This window comes from Actinacidiphila bryophytorum (genome assembly GCF_016916835.1).
In the GTDB taxonomy this organism is placed as follows: domain Bacteria; phylum Actinomycetota; class Actinomycetes; order Streptomycetales; family Streptomycetaceae; genus Actinacidiphila; species Actinacidiphila bryophytorum.
The window spans coordinates 452,229-475,247 of the sequence record NZ_JAFFIX010000003.1 but is presented as its reverse complement, the minus strand read 5'-3'; the positions used below and the strand labels follow the sequence as shown (position 1 = coordinate 475,247).

The 23,019-nt window shown below is 71.9% G+C and carries 18 protein-coding genes; 9 read left to right on the top strand and 9 right to left on the bottom strand.

All coding sequences use genetic code 11. The features are described 5' to 3' along the window. Positions 1-74 precede the first annotated feature (74 nt). From JT723_RS07255 to thyX, 3 genes are all read right to left on the bottom strand, one after another. Positions 75-1,760, bottom strand: coding sequence for a ribonuclease J (locus JT723_RS07255; RefSeq protein ID WP_205043616.1), 1,686 nt, complete (start codon positions 1,758-1,760; stop codon positions 75-77). Between the two features lie 148 nt (positions 1,761-1,908). Continuing rightward, complete coding sequence (gene dapA, locus JT723_RS07250) at positions 1,909-2,808, bottom strand: 4-hydroxy-tetrahydrodipicolinate synthase (RefSeq protein ID WP_205043615.1); 900 nt, start codon at positions 2,806-2,808, stop codon at positions 1,909-1,911. Between the two features lie 187 nt (positions 2,809-2,995). Continuing rightward, a complete protein-coding gene (thyX, locus tag JT723_RS07245) occupies positions 2,996-3,781 on the bottom strand; it encodes an FAD-dependent thymidylate synthase (protein ID WP_205043614.1) in 786 nt (261 codons plus the stop codon). Between the two features lie 155 nt (positions 3,782-3,936). Between thyX and JT723_RS07240 the strand changes: the two genes are divergently transcribed. Then, positions 3,937-4,482, top strand: coding sequence for an SCO5741 family PH domain-containing membrane protein (locus JT723_RS07240; RefSeq protein WP_205043613.1), 546 nt, complete (start codon positions 3,937-3,939; stop codon positions 4,480-4,482). A gap of 23 nt (positions 4,483-4,505) precedes the next feature. Here the strand turns inward: JT723_RS07240 and JT723_RS07235 are convergent, their stop codons facing one another. The 6 genes from JT723_RS07235 to eccD form a co-directional block, all read right to left on the bottom strand. After that, positions 4,506-4,955 carry a tetratricopeptide repeat protein gene (locus JT723_RS07235; RefSeq protein WP_205043612.1) on the bottom strand — a complete coding sequence of 150 codons (450 nt, stop codon included), beginning with the start codon at positions 4,953-4,955 and terminating at the stop codon, positions 4,506-4,508. Between the two features lie 4 nt (positions 4,956-4,959). Next, positions 4,960-5,733: a 4-hydroxy-tetrahydrodipicolinate reductase gene (dapB, locus tag JT723_RS07230; RefSeq protein WP_205043611.1), complete on the bottom strand. Its 774-nt coding sequence runs from the start codon at positions 5,731-5,733 to the stop codon at positions 4,960-4,962. Between the two features lie 67 nt (positions 5,734-5,800). Further along, a complete protein-coding gene (locus JT723_RS07225; protein ID WP_205043610.1) occupies positions 5,801-7,177 on the bottom strand; it encodes a M16 family metallopeptidase in 1,377 nt (458 codons plus the stop codon). Continuing rightward, a complete protein-coding gene (locus JT723_RS07220; protein WP_205043609.1) occupies positions 7,174-9,396 on the bottom strand; it encodes a polyribonucleotide nucleotidyltransferase in 2,223 nt (740 codons plus the stop codon). The genes JT723_RS07225 and JT723_RS07220 overlap by 4 nt, the downstream gene beginning before the upstream one ends. Before the next feature lie 329 nt (positions 9,397-9,725). Beyond that, positions 9,726-10,013 (bottom strand): 30S ribosomal protein S15, encoded by a 288-nt coding sequence (rpsO, locus tag JT723_RS07215; protein WP_033173003.1) that lies wholly within the window; start codon positions 10,011-10,013, stop codon positions 9,726-9,728. Between the two features lie 213 nt (positions 10,014-10,226). Beyond that, complete coding sequence (gene eccD / locus JT723_RS07210) at positions 10,227-11,693, bottom strand: type VII secretion integral membrane protein EccD (RefSeq protein ID WP_205043608.1); 1,467 nt, start codon at positions 11,691-11,693, stop codon at positions 10,227-10,229. A gap of 135 nt (positions 11,694-11,828) precedes the next feature. Here eccD and eccCa point away from each other — a divergent pair, with 135 nt between their 5' ends. The 8 genes from eccCa (at position 11,829) to JT723_RS07170 (ending at position 23,000) form a co-directional block, all read left to right on the top strand. After that, a complete protein-coding gene (gene eccCa, locus JT723_RS07205) occupies positions 11,829-15,761 on the top strand; it encodes a type VII secretion protein EccCa (protein WP_205043607.1) in 3,933 nt (1,310 codons plus the stop codon). 108 nt (positions 15,762-15,869) lie between these two features. After that, positions 15,870-16,547 (top strand): hypothetical protein, encoded by a 678-nt coding sequence (locus JT723_RS36070; protein WP_307794021.1) that lies wholly within the window; start codon positions 15,870-15,872, stop codon positions 16,545-16,547. After that, positions 16,544-17,203, top strand: coding sequence for a hypothetical protein (locus tag JT723_RS07195; protein WP_205043606.1), 660 nt, complete (start codon positions 16,544-16,546; stop codon positions 17,201-17,203). The genes JT723_RS36070 and JT723_RS07195 overlap by 4 nt, the downstream gene beginning before the upstream one ends. Continuing rightward, a complete protein-coding gene (locus tag JT723_RS07190) occupies positions 17,203-19,011 on the top strand; it encodes a putative T7SS-secreted protein (RefSeq protein WP_205043605.1) in 1,809 nt (602 codons plus the stop codon). The genes JT723_RS07195 and JT723_RS07190 overlap by 1 nt, the downstream gene beginning before the upstream one ends. Before the next feature lie 4 nt (positions 19,012-19,015). Next, entirely contained in the window at positions 19,016-19,294 is a 279-nt protein-coding gene (locus JT723_RS07185) for an SUKH-4 family immunity protein (protein ID WP_205043604.1), read from the top strand. A 228-nt stretch (positions 19,295-19,522) separates the two neighbouring features. After that, positions 19,523-21,214, top strand: coding sequence for a putative T7SS-secreted protein (locus JT723_RS07180; RefSeq protein ID WP_205043603.1), 1,692 nt, complete (start codon positions 19,523-19,525; stop codon positions 21,212-21,214). A 117-nt stretch (positions 21,215-21,331) separates the two neighbouring features. Next, a complete protein-coding gene (locus JT723_RS07175) occupies positions 21,332-21,691 on the top strand; it encodes a YrhB domain-containing protein (RefSeq protein ID WP_205043602.1) in 360 nt (119 codons plus the stop codon). A 4-nt stretch (positions 21,692-21,695) separates the two neighbouring features. Then, entirely contained in the window at positions 21,696-23,000 is a 1,305-nt protein-coding gene (locus JT723_RS07170) for a YrhB domain-containing protein (protein ID WP_205043601.1), read from the top strand. Positions 23,001-23,019: the final 19 nt, after the last annotated feature.

Below are 23,019 nucleotides of genomic sequence, written 5' to 3'. Positions count from 1 at the left end.
TGTGCCAACGTACTGGAGCGGGCCGCCGGATGCAAATCCGGCGGCCCGTTCGTGGTCGGTGGCTTGACGGAGGGTCAGACCTCCACGACCACCGGCAGGATCATCGGGCGGCGGCGGTAGGTGTCGGAGACCCATTTGCCGACGGACCGTCGGATGAGCTGCTGGATCTGGCGGGTCTCCATCACGCCGTCGGAGGCGGAACGGGACAGGCCCTCCTCGATCTTCGGGATGACGGCGGCGAACGCCTCGTCCTCGATGCCCGAGCCACGCGCGTGGATGTTCGGGCCGCCGACGAGCTTGCCCGTGGTGCTGTCGACCACGACGAAGACCGAGACGATGCCCTCCTCGCCGAGGATGCGCCGGTCCTTGAGCGAGGACTCGGTGATGTCGCCGACCGAGAGGCCGTCGACGTACACGTATCCGGCCTGGACCTTGCCGGCGATTTTCGCCACGCCCTTGACGAGGTCGACGGCGACGCCGTCTTCGGCGATGACCGTGCGCTCCTTGGGGATACCGGTGAGCTGGCCCAGTTCGGCGTTTGCTCGCAGGTGCCGCCACTCGCCGTGGATCGGCATGAGGTTGCGCGGCTTGCAGATGTTGTAGAAGTACAGCAGCTCGCCGGCCGAGGCGTGGCCCGAGACGTGGACCTTGGCGTTGCCCTTGTGGACGACGTTGGCGCCCCACCTGGTGAGGCCGTTGATCACGCGGTAGACCGCGTTCTCGTTGCCGGGGATGAGCGAGGACGCGAGGACGACGGTGTCGCCCTCGACGATGCGGATCTGGTGGTCGCGGTTGGCCATCCGGGACAGGGCCGCCATGGGCTCGCCCTGTGAGCCGGTGCAGACCAGCACGACCTTCTCGTCCGGCAGGTCGTCGAGGACCTTGACGTCCACGATGAGTCCGCCGGGGACCTTGAGGTAGCCCAGGTCCCGCGCGATGCCCATGTTCCTGACCATCGAGCGGCCGACGAAGGCGACCTTGCGGCCGCGTTCGTGTGCGGCGTCCAGCACCTGCTGGATGCGGTGCACGTGGCTGGCGAAGCTGGCGACGATGATGCGCTTCTCGGCCTTGGCGAAGGTCTGCCGCAGGACCTGCGAGATGTCGCGCTCGGGCGGGACGAAGCCGGGGACCTCCGCGTTCGTGGAGTCGGCGAGGAGCAGGTCGATGCCCTCCTCGCCGAGCCGTGCGAAGGTCGGCAGGTCGGTGAGCCGGCCGTCCAGCGGGAGCTGGTCCATCTTGAAGTCGCCGGTGACCACGACCATGCCGGCCGGGGTGCGGATGGCGACGGCGAGCGCGTCGGGGATGGAGTGGTTGACGGCGACGAACTCGCAGTCGAAGGGGCCGATGCGCTCGCGGTCGCCTTCCTTGACCTCCAGGGCGTACGGCCGGATGCGGTGCTCCTGGAGCTTGGCCTCGATCAGGGCGAGGGTGAGCTTGGAGCCGATCAGCGGGATGTCGTCCTTCTCCCTGAGCAGGAAGGGGACGGCGCCGATGTGGTCCTCGTGGCCGTGGGTGAGGATGACGCCCACGACGTCGTCGAGGCGGTCCCGGATCGAGCTGAAGTCGGGGAGGATGAGGTCGACGCCCGGCTGCTCCTCCTCGGGGAAGAGGACGCCGCAGTCGACGATCAGCAGCTTGCCGCCGAATTCGAAGACCGTCATGTTGCGGCCGATCTCGCCGAGGCCGCCGAGCGGTGTGATGCGCAGGCCGCCTTCCGCGAGAGTCCGCGGGGGGCCGAGTTCAGGGTGCGGATGGCTCAAAAGTTTCTCCCTATCACGCACGCCGGATGGGCCTTCCTTGGCCGTGGCGTGCGGAACTGTGTGTGACTTTTCCGTTGGTGCACCGTCATGCGGGCGGTGCGAATGCATATGCGTCCGTGTGGTGCGTATTCAGTTGTGAAGTCTGTTGTCAGAGGTGTACCCCGCCGGCCGCGAGATCCTTCCTGAGGCGATCCGTGGCGTCCGCGTCGAGTTCGGTGAGCGGGAGCCGGAGCGGGCCTGCGGGCAGTCCGCGCAGCGCGAGGGCGGTCTTGGTGGTGATGACGCCCTGGGCGCGGAACATGCCGGTGTAGACGGGGAGCAGCCGCTGGTGGATCTCGGCGGCCTTGGCGACGTCGCCGCCGGTGTACGCGTCCAGCAGGGCGCGCAGCTCGGGGGTGACCAGGTGGCCGACGACGGAGACGAAGCCGGTGGCGCCGATGGACAGCAGCGGCAGGTTGAGCATGTCGTCACCCGAATACCAGGCCAGGCCGCTGCGGACGAGTGCCCAGCCGGCGGCGCCGAGGTCGCCCTTGGCGTCCTTGTTGGCGACGATCCTGGGGTGTTCGGCCAGCCGGACGATGGTCTCGGTCTCCAGGGGGACGCCGCTGCGGCCGGGGATGTCGTAGAGCATGACGGGCAGGCCGGTGGCGTCGGCGATGGCGGTGAAGTGCCGCAGGAGTCCCTCCTGCGGCGGCTTGCTGTAGTACGGCGTGACCGTGAGCAGGCCGTGGGCGCCGCTGCGCTCGGCCTGGCGGGCGAGCTCGATGCTGTGCCGGGTGTCGTTGGTGCCGACGCCCGCCACGACGAAGGCGCGGTCGCCGACGGCCTCGACCACGGCTCGTACGAGCTGGTCTTTCTCCGTGTCGCTCGTGGTGGGCGACTCCCCGGTGGTGCCGTTGACGACGAGGCCGTCGTTGCCCGCGTCCACCAGGTGGGCGGCGAGCTGCTGGGCGCCGGCGAGGTCGAGTGCGCCGTCCGTGGTGAACGGCGTGACCATTGCGGTCAGTACCCGCCCGAAGGGGGCCTTGGGGGTGGAGGTCGGAGCCATGGGTCCCACGCTACTCGGTGTGTATGGGGGCACGCAGCCGCGGGACCTGCGCAAAGGACTCCGGCGGTGTCTGCTCGGGGGTTCAGGCACCGCCGGGGTCCGTTTCTGCAGCCTAGATGAACCTCATGAATGCCTGCAATCCGAACACTTCGGACATTCACCCACGCCCCGGCGGCAGGGCGCCCCGCTACGGGGCGACACGCCCGTTGGCGTTGAACGCCGCATGGGTGAGCGGCATCAGCTGCGCCCAGGCGGTCTCCATCCGCTCGCCGACCATCTCGATCTCGCGTTGCGGGAAGGACGGCACCGCGGCCAGCTCGTGCTGGGTGCGCAGGCCGAGGAAGTGCATCAGCGATCGCGCGTTGCAGGTCGCGTACATCGAGGAGAACAGGCCGACCGGAAGGGTGGCCCTGGCGACCTCGCGGGCGACCCCGTCGGCGAGCATCGCCTGGTACGCGGCATAGGACTGCGCATAGGACTCCTCCATGGCCGCGACGGCCTGCTTGTGCTGCTCGGGTGTCCCGTGCACGAACTCGTACTTGCCGGGACGGCCCTGCTGCACCAGCTTGCGGTCGGGTCCGGGCACGTAGAAGACCGGCTGCAGCTCGCGGTAGCGGCCGGACTCCTCGTTGTAGGACCAGCCGACGCGGTGGCGCATGAACTCGCGGAAGACGAAGATCGGCGCGCTGACGAAGAAGGTCATCGAGTTGTGCTCGAAGGGGCTGCCGTGGCGGTCCCGCATCAGGTAGTTGATCAGGCCCTTGGAGCGCTCCGGGTCCTTGGTCAGCTCTTCGAGTGACTGCTCGCCCGCGGTGGAGACCCGGGCCGCCCACAGGACGTCGGAGTCCGACGCGCTGTGCTTGACGAGGTCGACGGTGACGTCGTCCCGGAATTCGACGGGGGCCGGCGGGGCTGCGGGGGTCCCGGTGGGGAGGTCGGTCGGCACCGGAGGGTCCTTCCTGCTGGGCGGCATTGCGGCGACCAGCCTAGGCGGTGGGTCCGACAGCGGGCCGCAGCCGATCGGCCGACCCGAAGTAGCCGAGGGGCCGCCGGGGCGGCTAGCCTCACCGGATCGGAGTGCACCCCGCTCCGACCTGCCCCCGCCGGAACCGGAAGAGGATTCTCCGCGTGTCCCTGCCCTACAGCTCCGCAACCGCCGAGACCGACGACCTCGCGGCCGGACGCCCGCTCCCCCACCTCGAGCAGGACCGCTGGATGCGGCCCTACCGCCCGGGGCCGTGGCGGGTCGCCACCGCGGCGCTGGCGCTGATGCTCGCCTCGTACCTGATGTTCGCCGCCCTGATCATGGCTGCCGCCGGCAACACGCAGGGAGCGGCGGTGTGCCTGCTGGTGGCGCTCGCGGTGATAGGGGCCACGCTGCGGCTGCTGCGGGTCGGCGTGTGGGTGAGCGGCAAGGGGCTGCGCCAGACGAGCTTCTTCAGCACCGTGACGGTGCCCTGGCGCAAGGTCGCCTCGGTGCGTACGGCGCAGCAGCCGGTGCGGGTGCTGGGGCTGCCGCGCAGCGTCCAGGGGCAGGCGCTGATCATCTCCCGCAACGGCGGTGAGCCGCTGCGCACGCAGCTCACCGACCACAACGCGGACTTCCTCGGCCGGGTCGAGGCCTTCGACATGGCCGCCGACGCCATCGAGGGCTGGGCCGCGGAACTGCGCTGAGCGCGCCGCGCGGCCCTGACGGCTCAGCGCGGCGATTTGCCGTCGTGCAGTGCGATGGCGCGCTGCATCGCCTTGCGCGCCCGCGGCGTGTCGCGGGCGTCGAAGTACGCCACCGCCAGCCGGAACCAGTTGCGCCAGTCGTCGGGCGCCGCCTCGGTCTCGGCCTGCCGCCTGGCGAAGACCGCGTCGGCCGAGTCCCGGTCGATGCGGCCGCTGGGGGTGCGGGCCAGCTCGTCGAGCGGCAGCCCGCCCTCGGCCTCCAGCTCCCGGCCGAGCCGTCCGGCGTGCCGGGCGAACTGCGTGGTGTGCCACAGGAACCAGGCGCCGATCAGCGGCAGCACCAGGACCGCGACGCCGAAGGCGACGGTGACCGGGCGGCCGTCGGCGATCAGCAGCACCCCGCGGTCGCCGACCAGGACGAAGTAGAACAGCAGCGCGGCGGCGGAGACGGCGTAGCTGAGTTTCGAGCGCATGCGGTCAGTCCTCTGGGGTGCCGGGTTCCGTACCGTCGAGGAAGTTCTCCAGCCCGTAGGTGAGGCCGGGGACACCCGGGACGGTGCGGGCGGCGAGCAGGATACCCGGCATGAAGCTGCTGTGGTGCAGCGAGTCGTGCCGGATGGTGAGGGTCTCCCCGGTGCCGCCGAAGAGCACCTCCTGGTGGGCGAGCAGGCCGCGCAGCCGTACCGAGTGCACCGGCACCCCGTCGACGTCGGCGCCGCGGGCACCGTCGAGGCCGTGCGTGGTCGGGTCGTGCTGCCGGCCGAGGCCCGCGTCCGCCCGGGCGGCGGCGATCAGCTGGGCGGTGCGGGTCGCGGTGCCGCTGGGGGCGTCCGCCTTGTTGTCGTGGTGCAGCTCGATGACCTCGGCCGACTCGAACCAGCGGGCCGCCTGCCGGGCGAACTGCATGGTCAGGACGGCGCCGATGGAGAAGTTCGGGGCGACGAGCACACCGGTGCCGGGGGCCGCGGCGAGCCAGCCGCGCAGCGCGGCCAGGCGCTCCTCGGTCCACCCGGTGGTGCCGACGACGGCGTGGATGCCGTGGCCGACGCAGAATTCCAGGTTGCCCATGACCGCGTCGGGGTGGGTCAACTCCACCGCGACCTGGGCGCCTGCCTCGGTCAGCGCCTCCAGCTGGTCGTCGCGGTCGATCGCGGCGACCAGGTCGAGGTCGTCGGCCGCCTCGACGGCGGCGGCCGCCGCCGAGCCGATCCGGCCCTGGGCGCCGATGACGGCCACACGGAGCTTGCTCATCGTTTCGGGGTCCTCCGAGTCGTGCGTACGGGGTGGGTCCTGCGTACGGGTGCGGCGCGCGTCCAGGCTAGGCGACGGCCTCGTGCAGCCGGGCGGTCTGCTTCTGCTTGAGCGGGCCGATCGCGGCCAGCGAGGGGCGCTGCCCGAGCACGTCGCGGGCGACGGCACGCACCTCGTCGGGCGTCACGGCGGCGATCCTGGCCAGCAGGTCGTCCACCGAGAGCTGGTCGCCCCAGCACAGCTCGCTCTTGCCGATCCGGTTCATCAGCGCACCGGTGTCCTCAAGGCCCAGGACGGTCGACCCGGACAGCTGGCCGATGGCGCGCCGCAGCTCCTCGTCGGTCAGACCGTGCTCGGCGACCTGGTTCAGCTCGTCGCGGCAGATCTTCAGCACCTCCGGCACCCGGGAGGGCTGGCAGCCCGCGTAGACGCCGAAGAGGCCGCAGTCGGCGAAGGACGAGGTGTAGGAGTAGACGGAGTAGGCCAGGCCGCGCTTCTCGCGGACCTCCTGGAAGAGCCGGGAGCTCATGCCGCCGCCGAGCGCGGTGTTGAGCACGCCGAGCGCCCAGCGCCGCTCGTCGGTACGGGACAGGCCCGGCATGCCGAGAACGACATGGGCCTGCTCGGTGCGCCGGTCCAGCACCTCGACCCGGCCCGAGGAACGCAGCGTCCGTGACCCGTCGCGGGGCGGCTGCGGCTGCGCCTCCGGGTCGCGCAGGGCGCCGGCGCGCTCGAAGGCCCGGCGGACCTGGCGTACGACGCTGGCATGGTCGATGTTGCCCGCGGCGGCGACCACCAGGCGGGTAGGGTCGTAGTGCTTGCGGTAGAAGCGGGCGACCTGGTCGCGGGTGAGCGCGTTGATGGTCTCGACGGTGCCGAGGACGGGGCGGCCGAGCGGGGTGTCGCCCAGCATCGCGGTGGTGAACAGGTCGTGGACCTGGTCGCCGGGGTCGTCCTCGGTCATCGCGATCTCCTCAAGGACGACACCGCGCTCGGCGTCGATGTCCTCCTGGCGGATCAGCGACCCGGTGAGCATGTCGCAGACCACGTCGATGGCCAGCGGCAGGTCGGTGTCGAGCACCCGTGCGTAGTAGCAGGTGTACTCCTTGGCGGTGAAGGCGTTCATCTCGCCGCCGACCGCGTCGACCGCCGCGGAGATGTCCAGCGCGCTGCGCCGCCCCGTGCCCTTGAAGAGCAGGTGCTCCAGGTAGTGGGTGGCGCCGTTGAGCACCGGGGTCTCGTCGCGGGAGCCGACGGCCGCCCAGATGCCGAAGGTGGCGGAGCGCACCGTCGGCAGCGTCTCGGTGACGACCCGCAGGCCGCCGGGCAGCACGCTGCGGCGCACCGTACCGATGCCGTCGGTGCCGGGCAGCAGGGTCCGCGTGCGGACGGCCCGCCCCTTGGTGGAGGGGCGGGCCGTCACGGCGGTGGAGCGGGTCGTCACTTGGCCGACTCGTCCTTCGCGTCGTCGGCGTCGCCGTCCTCGCCCTCGATCACGGGGACGAGCGACAGCTTGCCGCGCTGGTCGATCTCGGCGATCTCGACCTGGACCTTGGTGCCGACGCCGAGCACGTCCTCGACGTTCTCGACGCGCTTGCCGCCGGCGAGCTTGCGGATCTGCGAGATGTGCAGCAGACCGTCCTTGCCGGGCATCAGCGACACGAAGGCGCCGAAGGTGGTGGTCTTCACCACCGTGCCCAGGTAGCGCTCGCCGACCTCGGGCATGGTCGGGTTGGCGATCTGGTTGATCACCGCACGCGCCGCCTCGGCCTGGGAGCCCTCGGTGGCGCCGATCAGCACCGTGCCGTCGTCCTCGATGGAGATGTCGGCGCCGGTGTCCTCCTGGATCTGGTTGATCATCTTGCCCTTGGGGCCGATGACCTCGCCGATCTTGTCCACCGGGATCTTGATGCTGATGATCCGCGGCGCGTTCGGCGACATCTCGTCCGGGGAGTCGATGGCCTCCATCATCACGTCGAGGATGTGCAGCCGGGCGTCGCGGGCCTGCTTGAGGGCCGCGGCCAGCACGGACGCGGGGATGCCGTCCAGCTTGGTGTCCAGCTGCAGCGCGGTCACGAACTTCTTCGTGCCGGCGACCTTGAAGTCCATGTCGCCGAACGCGTCCTCGGCACCGAGGATGTCGGTCAGCGCCACGTAGTGCGTCTCGCCCTCGATCTCCTGGGAGATCAGGCCCATGGCGATACCGGCGACCGGGGCCTTGAGCGGCACACCGGCGTTCAGCAGCGACATGGTGGAGGCGCAGACCGAGCCCATCGAGGTGGAGCCGTTGGAGCCGAGCGCCTCGGAGACCTGGCGGATCGCGTAGGGGAACTCCTCGCGGGTCGGCAGGACCGGAATCAGGGCGCGCTCGGCGAGGGCGCCGTGGCCGATCTCGCGGCGCTTGGGCGAGCCCACGCGGCCGGTCTCGCCGACCGAGTACGGCGGGAAGTTGTAGTTGTGCATGTAGCGCTTGCGGGTCTCGGGCGCCAGGGTGTCCAGCTGCTGCTCCATGCGGAGCATGTTCAGCGTGGTCACGCCGAGGATCTGGGTCTCGCCGCGCTCGAACAGGGCGGAGCCGTGCACCCGCGGGATCGCCTCGACCTCGGCGGCCAGGGTGCGGATGTCGGTGACGCCGCGGCCGTCGATGCGGACCTTGTCGCGGATCACGCGCTGGCGGACCAGCTTCTTGGTCAGCGAGCGGTAAGCCGCGGAGATCTCCTTCTCGCGGCCCTCGAACTGCGGCAGCAGCTTCTCGGCGGCCAGCGCCTTGACGCGGTCCAGCTCGGCCTCGCGGGCCTGCTTGCCCGCGATGGTCAGCGCCTGAGCCAGCTCGCCGGTGACGGCGGACTCCAGGGCCTCGAAGACGTCGTCCTGGTAGTCCAGGAAGATCGGGAACTCGGCGGTGGGCTTGGCCGCCTTGGCCGCCAGCTCCGACTGCGCCTTGCACAGGACCTTGATGAACGGCTTGGCGGCCTCGAGGCCGCCCGCGACGATCTCCTCGGTCGGCGCCTCGGCGCCGCCCTCGACCAGCTTGATGGTCTTGTCGGTGGCCTCGGCCTCGACCATCATGATCGCGACGTCGCCGTCGTCGAGCACACGGCCGGCGACGACCATGTCGAACACGGCCTCCTCCAGCTCGCTGTGCGTGGGGAAGGCCACCCACTGGCCGCGGATCAGCGCGACGCGGACGCCGCCGATCGGGCCGGAGAAGGGCAGTCCTGCCAGCTGCGTGGAGCAGGAGGCGGCGTTGATGGCGACCACGTCGTAGAGGTGGTCGGGGTTGAGCGCCATGACCGTGCAGACGACCTGGATCTCGTTGCGCAGGCCCTTGACGAAGGACGGGCGCAGCGGGCGGTCGATCAGCCGGCAGGTGAGGATGGCGTCCTCGGAGGGGCGGCCCTCGCGGCGGAAGAAGGAGCCGGGGATCCGGCCGGCCGCGTACATGCGCTCCTCGACGTCCACCGTGAGGGGGAAGAAGTCGAAGTGCTCCTTGGGCTGCTTGGAGGCGCTGGTGGCCGACAGCACCATGGTGTCGTCGTCCAGGTAGGCCACGGCGGAACCGGCGGCCTGGCGGGCCAGGCGGCCCGTCTCGAAGCGGATCGTGCGGGTGCCGAAGGTGCCGTTGTCGATCACGGCTTCGGCGTAGTGGGTCTCGTTCTCCACTATGGGGATTCTCCTCGTCCTTGCCCGCGGGGCGTGTCCCCGTGGGCCATCGGTGGAGGGGCGTCCTGCCGGGGGCCGGTCTTCGATCGAAGCCACCGGGGGCGGAACCACCCGGGAGCCACTACCGAGGACCGGCGACTGCGGCGGATAGGAGGACGCTCCTCCTCATACGTTGTCAACAGCACCATTGCACCAGACGACGCAGGTGTCGCGCACGTCATGTGCGCGCTTCGTAGCCAGGTGCTTACGAACTCGGTGCTCCGACAGGGTGCGGTGCATATGGCAAAGGGAGCGGCCCCGTCGTGCGGGCACCGCTCCCTCTACGCGTCCTAGCGAACGCCCGCCGCGCCGGCACGGATGCCGAGGCGCTCGCGGAGCTCACGGAAGCGCGTGATGTCCTTCTTGGCCAGGTACTGCAGCAGACGGCGGCGCTGGCCGACCAGGATCAGCAGACCACGACGCGAGTGGTGGTCGTGCTTGTGGGTCTTGAGGTGCTCGGTCAGGTCCGAGATCCGGCGCGACAGCAGGGCCACCTGGACCTCGGGGGAGCCGGTGTCGCCCTCCTTGGTGCCGAACTCGGCGATGATCTGCTTCTTCGTCTCGACGTCGAGCGACATACGGACTCCTCTTGGGGTCACGGCCGGCGAGCGTCCCCGGTCTGCATCGCGGGGAAATCTCAGGTGACTCGCACGGCGTACGGTCACCGGGCGTGAACACACAGGTGACCGTCACCCAGAGTACCAGCCGGTCGACGGGCTCCTTACCGGCGGGTCATCGAACCCGCCGGGCATGACCCGCCGGGCATGCGTCCGGGCTGTCGGTGCCGCCCGTCAGTCGCTGCTCAGCCCGCGGACCGAGCCGTAGACCTTGAGGACGCCCAGGCACAGCGGGACCAGCGACAGCAGCACAGCGCCCTCGGCGAGGTCCAGGCTGCGGCCCCAGAAGGGGGACACGCCCTTGCGGGGCACGATCAGGCCGATCGCCACCAGCAGCACCGCGCCGGCCGCGATCGCCGCGGACAGCCACAGCGTGTGCAGGTCGAGCGGCCCGTGGTCGCCCCTGGCCAGGTGGATCAGCAGCGACATGTCCGGGTTGAGCGCCAGCCCGAGGATCAGCAGGGCCACCGCGAGGATGCCGGCGACCACCAGGCTCGCGACCTGGCTGGTGTAGCGGAAGAGCCGGGCGCGCAGCAGCGCCGCGACCCCGGCGGTCAGTGCGAGCACCTGGGCGGGCGCGGAGTCCGAGAAGCTCATCACCGCGGCGGCGCCCACGACGGTCGCCGCGCAGCCGCCGACCAGGCCGAGCAGCAGTTCGTGGCCGCGGCGGGCCTGCGCGGCGACCGCCTCGTAGTCGATGGCCTGCTCGGGCTCGCGGCGGTCGCCGTAGCGCTCCATGACCTCGGCGGACGGCTCGGGCGACCCGAAGCCGATCGGTAGCCGGGCGAAGCGCGCCGACCAGCCCGGCAGGAAGCCGACCAGGGCGACCGCGGCGACAGCCGCGACCGAGGCGACCCCCCGCGGCGGGGCGTCGGTGGCGATGGCGCCGTATGTCGCCAGGGTGCCGGCGGCGGCGAGGAAGGCCGACGCCACGAAGGGGGCGTCGCCGGTGGGCAGTACCGCGACCAGGATCGCCGAGGCCACCAGGACCGTCGCGCAGCCGACCATGAACTGCAGCCGTCCCGGGCCGTGCCCGTGGTCGGGGGCGACGATGCCGGAGCCGGCGATGAGCAGGTGCGGCAGCGCCGCGAGGCCCAGGGCGACCGCGGCGACGCGGTCGCGGTAGATCCGGGCGCGCACCGCGGCGAAGGCGACCAGGACCGTACCGAGCACACCGGCGACCACGCCCGGCATGGAGTGCATGTCGTGCCGGATCGGCTCCGCCCACCACAGCACGAAACCCATCATCACCAGCAGCACCGCGCCGCCGGTCAGGCCGACGACCCGCATCAGGTCGTCGTCCCAGCGGCGCCGGTCGCGGACGACGGCGGTGGCGATGGCGTCGGCCACGTCGTCGTGGACGGCCGGCGGCAGCGACTCCGCGTAGGCGCGCAGCGCGATCAGCTCGCCGTCCAGGACGCGCTGCGCCGACAGCGACAGGGCGGGGTCGAGGACACTGCCGTCCCGGCGTACGAGGTGGAAGCCGGTCGGCTCCTCCTCGGTCTGCACCTGCCCGGAAAGGCGCAGGATGTCGGGACGCAGATCGGCGACCGGAAGGTCGTCGGGCAATGCCACGTCGATCCTGCTGTCCGGTGCTACGACCGTGACGCGGCAGAATCCGGTCGCTGAGATCGTGCTCACCGCGCTGTGCCCCCTAGGGTGCTTCGGTTTTGCGTCAGCCAACTCCCGCCTGGCCGGTGGACGATGGCTGTAAGTAGTATCTGCGACAAAATATCAGTCACAACGGGTCGATGATCCCGGGGGGCGAGCACATCAGTGAGTTCGGTCATCGTCAAGCGTCCGGCGCGGGCATTCCCGCCCGAGATGCCGTCGGAAGAGCTTGAGCTGGCGTCACCGCCCGAACTGCAGCGCGGCCAGGACCAGGGCGTGATGATGATGCTGCTGCCCATGCTCGCCATGGGCGGCTCCGCGGCGTACTTCTTCATGCCGGGGTCCCAGCCGATCATGAAGGTCATGGGCGGTCTGATGATGACCTCCATGGTGGCGATGGGCATCGCCCAGGTCGTCCGCACCCGGCAGGGCGCCAGCGGGCACATGGCCGACAGCCGCCGCGACTACCTCAAGTACCTCGCCCAGCAGCGGCGCAAGGCCCGCAAGGTCGCCGACCAGCAGCGCAGCAGCCAGCTCTACACCCACCCGGCGCCCGACCAGCTGTGGGCGCTGGCCGCCGAGGGCAAGCGGGTCTGGGAACGCCGCCCGGGCGACGACGACTTCGGGCAGGTACGGGTCGGGCTCGCCCCGCAGCAGCTCGCCACCCCGCTGGTCGCCCCCGACACCGCCCCCGTCGACCAGCTCGAACCGCTCACCGCCCACGCCATGCAGCGCTTCATCGCCGCCTACGGCACCGTCGAGGGACTGCCGCTCGCGGTGTCGCTGCGGGCGTTCTCGCATGTCGCGCTGACCGGTGAACCCGAAGCGGTCTACGGGCAGGCGCGCGCGATGATCGCCCAGCTGTCGACGCTGCACTCCCCCGCCGACCTGGTGCTCGGCGTGGCCGCCTCGCCGTCCGCGCTGCGCGAGTGGGAGTGGGTCAAGTGGCTGCCCCACTCGCAGTCCCTGGCCGAGGTCGACGGTGCCGGCACCCGGCGGCTCGTGGTGGGCGACGTGGGCGAGCTGGAGGAGCTGCTGCGCAGCCGCCTGGAGGACCGGCCGCGCTTCCAGCGGGACGCGACCCCGCTGCTCGACCAGCCGCACCTGGTGGTCTTCGTGGACGGCGGCACGGTGCCCCCCACGTCCGTGCTGGCCGCGGGCGAAGGCCTGCTGGGCGTCACCATCGTGGAGATGGCGCCCGGCGAGACCGGCGAGCCGCGCGGCGACCTGTGGCTGCGCTGCACCGCGGAGGAGATGCTGCTGCGCTCGTCGGCCGGCGGCGCCTACGGCGGCGCCCCCGACCGGCTCAGCGCGATCGAGGCCGAGTCGCTGGCCCGGCAGCTCGCCCCGCTGCGCCCCGCGGACGGCGGCGAGGACGAACCGCTGCTGTCCAACCTGGACTTCACCGACCTGATGGGCATCGGCGAGGCCTCGTCCTTCGACGTGGCACGCGGCTGGGTCCCGCGCAGCCAGCACGAGCGGCTGCGGGTGCCGATCGGCGTCGGCGAGGACGGCGAGCCGGTCTACCTCGACCTGAAGGAGGCCGCGCAGGAGGGCATGGGCCCGCACGGGCTGTGCGTGGGCGCCACCGGTTCCGGCAAGTCCGAGCTGCTGCGCACCCTGGTGCTCGGCCTGGCCGTCACGCACTCCTCGGAGTCGCTGAACTTCGTGCTCGCCGACTTCAAGGGCGGCGCGACCTTCGCCGGTATGAGCGAGATGCCGCACGTGTCGGCGGTCATCACCAACCTGGCGGACGACCTGACCCTGGTCGACCGCATGCGCGACTCGATCACAGGTGAACTCCAGCGCCGCCAGGAGCTGCTGAAGTCCACCGGCAACTACGCCAACATCCACGACTACGAGCGGGCCAGGACCGCGGGCGCGGCCCTGGAGCCGCTGGCGTCGCTGGTACTGGTCATCGACGAGTTCAGCGAGCTGCTGACCGCCAAGCCCGAGTTCATCGACATGTTCATCCAGATCGGCCGGATCGGCCGGTCGCTGGGCGTGCACCTGCTGCTGGCCTCGCAGCGCCTGGAGGAGGGCCGGCTGCGCGGCCTGGACACGTACCTGTCCTACCGCATCGGCCTGCGGACCTTCTCCGCCTCGGAGTCGCGGGCCGCGCTCGGCGTGCCCGACGCCTACCACCTGCCGTCGGTGCCCGGTTCGGGCTATCTCAAGTTCGGCACCGACACCATGGTGCGGTTCAAGGCCGCATATGTGTCGGGTCCGCACCGCAGGGGCCGGGAAGCCGACGCCGCCGGCGGCGCGCAGAGCGGCCGCAGGGCCGCGCCCTTCACCGCGGCGCCGGTGGCGCTGAGCGCCCCGGTGGTGCAGCCGTTGGCTGCGCAGCGCGACGACGCCGTCGCCGACACCGTCCTGGACGTGCTGGTGCGGCGCCTGGAGGGCCGCGGCCCCGAGGCGCACCAGGTGTGGCTGCCGCCGCTGGACGAGGCGCCGAGCCTGGACCGGCTGATGCCGCTCGCGGTGACCGCCGACCGCGGTCTGCAGGCGAGCAGCGGGGTGGCGCTGGGAAGTCTCGCGGTTCCGCTGGGCATCGTGGACAAGCCGTTCGAGCAGCGCCGCGACCCGCTGACGCTGGACTTCAGCGGCGCCGCGGGCCACGGCCTGATCGTGGGCGGCCCGCGCAGCGGCAAGTCCACCATGCTGCGCACCCTGGTGGCGTCCTTCGCGCTGACCCACACGCCGAGCGAGGTGCAGTTCTACTGCCTGGACTTCGGCGGCGGCGCGCTGCGCGCGATGGACGGCCTGGCCCATGTCGGCGGTGTCGCGGGGCGCCTGGAGCCTGACCGGGTGCGCCGGGCCGTCGCCGAGGTCGCCGGAGTGCTGGCCCGCCGCGAGGAGGTCTTCCGCAGCCGCGGCATCGACACCGTCGCGTCCTACCGCAGGCTGCGGGCGACCGGTGAACTGCCCGACGAGCAGTGGGGCGACGTCTTCCTGCTGATCGACGGCTGGGGGGCGTTCAAGCAGGACAACGAGCGCCTGGAGCCTGTCGTCGCCGACATCGCGGCCCGCGGCCTGGGCTTCGGTGTGCACGTGGTGCTCACCGCGTCGCGCTACATGGAGGTCAGGGCCGCGCTCAAGGACCAGTTGCTCAACCGGCTGGAACTGCGGCTCGGCGACACCATGGACTCCGAGATCAACCGCAAGGTCGCGGCGAACGTGCCGGCCGGGGTGCCGGGCCGCGGCATCACTCCCGCGCAGCTGCACTTCATGGCGGGTCTGCCGCGGATCGACGGCAGCTCCTCGGCGGCCGACCTCACCGAAGGCGGCGCAGGTTTGGTCGAGGCGGTCAACTCGGCTTGGACAGGTGCGGCGGCACCCGGTGTGCGGATGCTGCCGACGATGCTCACCGCCGAGCAGCTGCCGGACGGTTCGCGCTTCCCGGAGCGCGGCATCGCGATCGGCATCGACGAGACGGCACTCGCCCCGGTCTTCGTGAACTTCGAGACCGACCCGGTGCTGATCATCTTCGGCGACAGCGAGTCGGGCAAGACGGCCGCGCTGCGGCACATCGCCCAGCAGCTCAGCCGGCGCTACACCCCGCAGGAGGCGATGCTCGTCGTCGGCGACTACCGGCGCACCCTGCTGGGCTCGCTGCCGGAGAGCCACATGCTGGAGTACATCGCCGCGTCCGCCGCGATGGAGACGCACATGACCGAGGTGCAGAAACTCGTCGAGCGGCGCGCCCCGGGACCCGACGTCACCCCGCGGCAGCTGCGGGACCGCAGCTGGTGGAGCGGCCCGCAGCTGTTCGTGCTGATCGACGACTACGAGCTGGTCTCCGCCGGCAGCAACCCGATGGCGCAGCTCGCCGACAGCCTCCCCTTCGCCCGCGATGTCGGCGTCCGCTTCATCATCGCCCGCAGCAGCGGCGGTGCGGGGCGCTCGATGTACGAGCCGTTCATGCAGCGCGCCAAGGAACTGGCCGCGCAGGGCCTGGTGTTGTCCGGCGACCCGAACGAGGGCGAGCTGATGGCCTCGGTCAGGCCGCGCCCGATGCCACCCGGGCGGGCGATCTTCGCCGCGCGGCGCGGCGGCGCCCGGTTGGTGCAGCTGGCCTGGACCGCCGAGGGGTGAGCCGGGCGGTTGACGCCGGACTTCCGCTTTCCCCGCCGCCTGCTAGGTTTTTTGTCGGGATGAGTGCGGCCGCAGGTCGGCGGCCGCACCGGCGATGGGGGCACGATCATGAAGTCGGACTGGGACCGGCTGTACGGTTCCGGCGGTGACCAGGCGCCGGGCGAACCCGGTGCGAACGGCAACGGCTCGGACAGTACCGGCGGAAACGGCTCGGACAGTACCGGCGCGAAAGGCGCCGGCTCTGCCGGTGCCGGTGTCGACGGCGGTGACGCCGGCGGCGCCTGGTCGCGGCTGACGGAGCTGGTGGACCGTGCGGGCGACAGCCCGCAGGTGCCGGTCGCCGCGGCCTTCGGCATGCTGCCCAGCGCCCAGGAGGGCGCCCACGCCGCCCTCGTCTCGGAACTCGCCGACCTGCACGCGGGCAACGGCGACCCCGACGCTCTGCTCGACGCCTTCCGGGCGAGCCTGGTCATGGTGCCGACCCTCGACGGCGGCGACCTGTGGGCGACCAGCATGGGCGGGGTGCACTGGGTGTACGCCTTCTCCGACGACACGGAACTGGCCCGCTTCGTGATGGCGCGGGGCGCCGACGGCTCCTCCGACGTGGACTATGTGACGGTCTACGGCTGGCGGCTGCTGGACGAGGTCGTGCCCGCGGTCGGCGAACCGGCAGGCGTGGCACTGGACGTGGCGGGCAGCCGCCCGATGATCTTCCCGCCGGTGGCGGGAGTGGTACCTGACAGGGCCGCGGTGGACGCCGTGGCAGGCAACGGGGAGGAACGATGACCGGAGGCGGGGGCGGCGACGGCTACAACGTCACCGAAACGGCGCTGGCGCAGACGGCGGCCGGGCTCAACGGCGTCATCCACGAACTGCAGTCCATGGGCCAGGAGGCGGCGGCCGACGTCGGCCGCGGCTTCTCCAACCTCAAGCTGACCGGCATGCAGACCGGGCACGACGGCCTCACGTCGGCCTTCGACGGCTTCTGCGACCGGTGGGAGTGGGGCGTGCGGACCATCGTCCAGGACGCCGACCAGATCGCGCAGCGGCTGGGCCTGGCGGCGGGCACGTACTACGAGATGGACCAGTACGCCATGAAGACCCTCAAGGTCGTCGTGGCCTCCGACATCGGGAACCCCAACCTGACGGAGGAGCAGGAGGAGAACATGTCGTGGAGCCAGATCGGCTCCGACAACCCGATCAACGACTTCCTGCACCCCGACTACAGTGCCAAGTCCGCCCAGCAGGCGCTCTCCGACATGGGGCAGACCTGGAAGGACACCGCCCACGACATGAGCCAGTCGATCCCCCTGGAGACGGCGGCGACACTCAGCGGGCACAAGGACGAGTACGACCAGACGCTCGACCAGATCTACGGCCCCACCCCCGAGGAGCGCGCGCAGCAGCAGGCGCAGGGCGGTGGCACCGGCAGCGGCGGCTGATGGGCCTCAGGGCGCTGGTCGACGGGCTCGGCGACGGCGGCGACCGGCTGCTGCGCTCGGCCAAGCGCACGGCCGGCGCCCTGCTCGACGACAACGCCCACCTGCTGGCCGCGGGCCTCGACGCGGCCGGGCTGCACCGGGCGGCCGAGTGGACCGAGGACACCGGCGACCTGATCGCCGACCGCCTCGGCGCCGACGTGGCCGAGCAGCAGCTGGGGCAGACCGCGGAGCCCGGGGACCTGCTGCACGGCGACCCGGGCCGGCTGCGCGCCGCCGCAGGGCACCTGCGCCGCCTGCACACGGCCTTCGACACCGGGCGCGCGGGCCTGTCCAGGCTCGACCCGGGCAACTGGTACGGGGCCGGCGGCGACGCCTTCCGCGCGGCCTTCGCACCGCAGCCCGCGGCATGGGGCCGGGCGGCCACCGCCTGCCAGGACGCGGCCGACGCCCTGGAGCGCTACGCCTTCACCGTGGAGTGGGCGCAGCACAGGGCAGAGGAGGCCGTACGGCTGTGGCGGCGCGGCGCCCGGGCGCGCAAGCAGGCAGCGGCGGCCTACAACGCCGACGTCGACCGCTACCGGGCCGCACTGGCGAACGGCGCCGCCGACGTACCGGCACGGCCCGGCCCCTTCACCGATCCGGGCGCCGACGACCGCGGCGCCGCAGCCGACCTGCTGGCCGCCGCGCGTGACCAGCGCGACACGGCCGCCCGCGGCGCCGAGGCCGCGGTACGGGCGGCGACGGCACTGGCCCCCGGGCTGCCGGACTTCACCGGCCGCTTCTGCGCCCGCACGGCCGACCTCTTCGCCTCCGCACCCATCCGCCTGGAGCACTTCGCGGGCGGGCTGATCCGCAGTGCCACCGACGCGGTGCGCTTCGCCCGCGGCCTGAACCCGTACGACCCGTACAACCTCACCCATCCCGCGGCCTATGTGACGCGGCTCGACGGCACCGCCGCCGGGATGCTCGACCTCGCCCTGCACACCGAGCGGCTGCCCGGGCTGCTGCTCGGCACCGGCTGGGGGCGCGACGGCGACGAGGCGAGCGGGCGGCTGCTCGGCAACGTCCTGCTGGCCCTGGCCACCGACGGCGGCAGCGCGGCGGGCCGCAACGCCGCGGGCTGGCGCAACGCCGTACCGCCGCGCGGCGCCACCCTCGACGACATCCGCAGCGCCCTGCGCGAGGGACCCGACGGGCTGCAGCCGGTCGACCACGCCGACCAGCGGGCGCTGGAGAAGGCGGTGCCGCGCAACCGGGACGGCAGCTTCCAGCGCCACCCCGACCCGCGCGGCGACTGGACCCGGCTGCAGAACGACGGCGGCACCCAGGTGGCAGGCCGGTCGAACAACTGCGCCGACAACGTACGGGCCGCCCTGGAGACCTGGTACGGCAACCCGCAGGTCGCGGCGGCCCGTACGGTCAGCAGGGCGGCGGACGGAACGCTCGACGTGCTGAGCGCCGAACGGTTCGGCGTGGAGAACGGCAACGTATGGGGCGGCACCGCATTCGACTACACAGGACCAGGACCTGCCGCGTACGAGCGGGTGGCCGACGACGTACGCGGCGCGGGGCACGGGTCGAGCGCCTTCGTCCACGTCGAGTGGCCGCCGACCGTCGACGGCGTGCGCACCTCGCACGTCTTCACCGCGCTGAACCACCGCGGCGAGGTGTTCTGGTTCGACCCGCAGGCCGCCCTCGTCAGCACCGACCCCATCCACCGCGGGGCGCGGCATGTCTTCCACTACGTCCTGGACGCGGAGCGGCGTCCCGTCGCCCGCCGCGAGGACCTGACGGCGGCCAGGGAGTAGCCCGTTGACGGAGGACGACGCGCGGCGGATCGCCGCCCTGCACTACTGCTGGCGCCTCGCCGGCGGCGAACCGGCCCCGACCCGAGCCACCGAGTTCGACGCGGGCTTCATCGTGCTGCCCGTGCTGCCACCACCGCCGCCGGAAGTCCCCGGGCAGCCACCGCACATGACGCCGCCCGGAACAGCCGCTGTCGTCGTCGACAAGACCACCGAATCAGCCACCGTCGTGCCCTACCACGGCATCGAGGGAACGGCCGACTACTACCGCCGCATCCGGCGCTGAGCCGGCCCCCGCGGCCGGGCCGTATCGCAGGCCCGTAGGCGCCGCGCGGAACCGGAGGCCGGAAAAGCCCGTTCCGACGCCCTCTGTCGCCCTGCCTGGCCTGGCCGTTCGGGACCCGAAGATGCAACCCGTGGCTGGAACCTGAGAGTATGGGCCGATCGTCTACACAGTCACAAGCGGACCGGCCGCCGAACCGGCACCGCGCAACAGCACCGCGGGGGTGGGCTGATGGGCCTCGGAGGCTTGATCAACAAGATCGGCGACGGTGGCGAGAAACTGCTTGGCAAAGCCAAGAAGAAGGCCGGCGAGCTGATCGACGACGGCGCCCACCTCGTCGGTGACGGCCTCGACCACGTCGGCCTGCACGATGCGGCGGACTGGGTCGACGACCACGGCGACTCCATCGCCGACCACCTCGGCGCCCATGTCGACGAGCAGCAGCTCGGCCAGACCGAGGAGCCCAAGGAGCTGATCCACGGCGACTCCAACAAGATCCGCGAGATCTCCGGGCACCTGAGCCGCTTCCACTCCGCCTTCGACACCGGCCACACCGGCCTGACCCACCTCGACCCGGGCAGCTGGGACGGCGACGGCGCCGAGGCCTTCCGGGCGAAGTTCACCCCGCAGCCCGCCAAGTGGGCCAAGGCCGCCACCGCCTGCCAGGACGCGTCCAACGCGCTGGAGCACTACGCCTTCACCGTCGACTGGGCGCAGGGCCAGGCCAAGGAGGCCGTCCGGCTGTGGAAGCAGGGCACCGAGGCGCGCAAGCAGGCGGCGACCGCGTACAACGCGAAGGTCGACCAGTACAACAAGGACCTGGCCAGCTACAAGGAACTGGTCGACGGCAACGGCGACCCGGGCAAGCCGCCCGTGGCCCCCGACGCCTTCGTCGACCCGGGCGCCGGTGACAAGAACCACGCCAAGGAGATCCTCAGCGCGGCCCGCAAGCAGCGCGACACGGTGGCGGGCGAGACCGAGGCCAAGGTCCGCACCGCGACCGCCCTCGCCCCCGCCAAACCGGACTTCACCGACCGTATGAAGGGCGACGGCGGCGACTTCCTCAAGTCCGCGCCAATCCAGGTCGAGCACTTCGCCGGCGGCCTCATACGCTCCGGCACCGACATGCTGAAGTTCGTCCGCGGCCTGAACCCGTACGACCCGTACAACATGACCCACCCCGCCCAGTACCTGACCCACCTCAACTCGACGGCCGCCGGACTGGTCGACATGACCGCGCACCCCGAGCGGCTGCCCGGCATCCTGCTCGGCAGCGGATGGGGCTCGGACGGCGACGAGGCGGGCGGCCGGCTCGTCGGCAACATCCTGATGGCGCTGGCCACCGACGGCGGCAGCGCGGGCGCCAAGGCCGGCGTCGAGGGCGCGGGCAAGGACGCGGCGGAGCAGGCCGCCAAGGACGCGGCAGAGAACGGCAGCAAGTGGAAGGGCCTCGCCAAGTCCACCTCCGACGTCAAGGGCAAGGCCTTCCACCAGGGTTCGATGACCCCGGCGGAGGAAGCGCAGTTCCTGCACGACGAGTACCCGTGGCTCAAGGACGTCAACAGGACCGGCGAGCCGGGCTACACCCAGAACTGCTCGAAGAACGTCGAAGCGGTCAACGAACGCCTCGACGGAATGCCCTCCCACGCGACCCCGTTGGAGAACCCGCAGTGGCCGAGCCCGGCACGGCTCGGCAATCCCGGCGCGAAGTTCGAGGACGTCGGAAGCTACGACGACATCATCAACGACATGAACGCGCGCGGCGAGGGCTCCCGGGGCGTCGTCTACGTCGGCCGCGGCAATTCCGCGCACGTCTTCAACGTCGTCCACGACAGCAACGGCGTGGTCTTCCTCGACGGCCAGAGCGGCCGATTGGCGGACCTCGAAAAAGGCGTGCAGATCAAGTACATGCCGTACAAGTAGCCTGGACAGCGCGGGCAGGGCGACGGCACCGCCCGACGCCCCGCGGCCAGGCAGAGCCCCCGAGACCGGGCGCGGCCACCGGACGGGCCGCAGCAGACGAAGAAAGGTGCACCTGTGATGACCGAGGAGGAGGCGCTCGCCGCCGCCTGGGCGTTCCTGCGGGACCGGTACGGCGACGGGCCGCCGACGATCGTGATCGCGCCGGGAAGCACCACCGAGTACCGGCTGGCGTGGACCGTCCACTTCGACACGCAGGAGCACATCGACACCGGCGACATCATGCAGGCGCCGCTGGTGCGCGAGATCGTCGTGTTCAAGGACGGCTCCCTGATCGACTTCACCCCGAGCGCCCTGAGCACGCCCAATGCCAGGGCCTGGTTCGAGGACGGCGTGTGGCCCGAGCAGCTCAGTCGGCTCACCGACCCGCGGGTCTTCGGCACCCAGTGGACCCGCCGGCCGCCCGGCACCGGGGCGTGAGGACATGACCGACCCCTACCACCTCGCCCACGAGTGGCTCAGCGCCACCTACGACGTGCCGCTCGACATCCAGCGCACGCCGGTCGCCGAGACCCCGCGGGCCTGGGTCTTCAGCACCGCCCTGCGCCCCGCCGAGGGCGCGCGGACCACCGAGCCCGCCCCCATGCTCACCTCCCTGGTGTGCGTGCCCAAGGACGGCGCACCGCCCTTCCACCCGGCCACCGACGACCCGTGGGGCGACCTGGCCGACTTCGAACGCGACCCGCGCCCCAGGGACCCCGCCGAACAGGCCCGCAGGACCAACGCCAGGGGCGCCGTGCTCGCCGCCCACGCCTCGGTCGGCGGTGCGCCCGCGTCTGCGCTGCCCTGGCAGTCCGCCCACGAGGGACCCACCTGGTGGGACGACTTCCTGCGGCGGTACTTCCCCACGGCCGAGGTCGGCCCCTGCCCCGACTGGGACACCGTGATCGCCGCCGTCGGCGAACCCGGTCCCGGCACCGCGGGCGTGGTGTGGGTACGCCGCGAACTGCACGGTTCGGAAGCCACCGGCCACCTGCTCTACGCGCACAACAACGACGGCCAGGTCGCGCTCCTCGACCCGCAGGGGCAGCGGCTCGCCCGGCTGGAGACCGAGAACGTCCGGCAGATCGTGCTCGCCAGGATCCCCGCGCCGTCCGCACAGCCCCCCGCCGCGCGGGCGGCCCGCGGCCCCGCCGACCTGGCCTCCGCGGTACGCGCGGCCGAGGCCTGGCTGGAGCACGTGCACGGCGGCGACGTCGTCCTGGTCGAGCCCTCCGCCGCCGACGAGACGGCCCGCGGCTGGCTCTTCGCCTGCAACACCCGCGCCTTCCTCGCCGACGGCAACCCTCAGCACGCGATGCTGGACGCGGCACTTGTGGTGCCCAAGGACGGCTCCGTGCCGTTCGGGCTGCCCAACTCCGACCCGTGGGAGTGGTTCGAGCGCTGGGACCAGGGCGCACAGCCCGGCGTCGACGGCTTCCCGCTGCCGCCCGAGCCCGGCCCCGCGGCATGGTTCGCACCGACGATGAGCCCACTGGGCGCCGTCCTGTCCGTGACGGACTACACCGACTGGCCGACGCTGATCGCCGGGCTCACCGAGATGCCCGTGGGCTCGCGCTCGGTGGTGTGGCTGCGCAGGAACGACCGGCGCGGCCGCGAGTCCGTGGGGCTGCTGTGCGTCGCGGCGCAGACCGACACCGGCCTGGTCCTGGTCGACACCGCGCGGGACGCCCCCGCGGAACTGGAGAGCGACGGGGTGCGGTCGCTGCACGTGGTCCAGTACCGCTGAGCGCTCAGGCTGGGGGCGC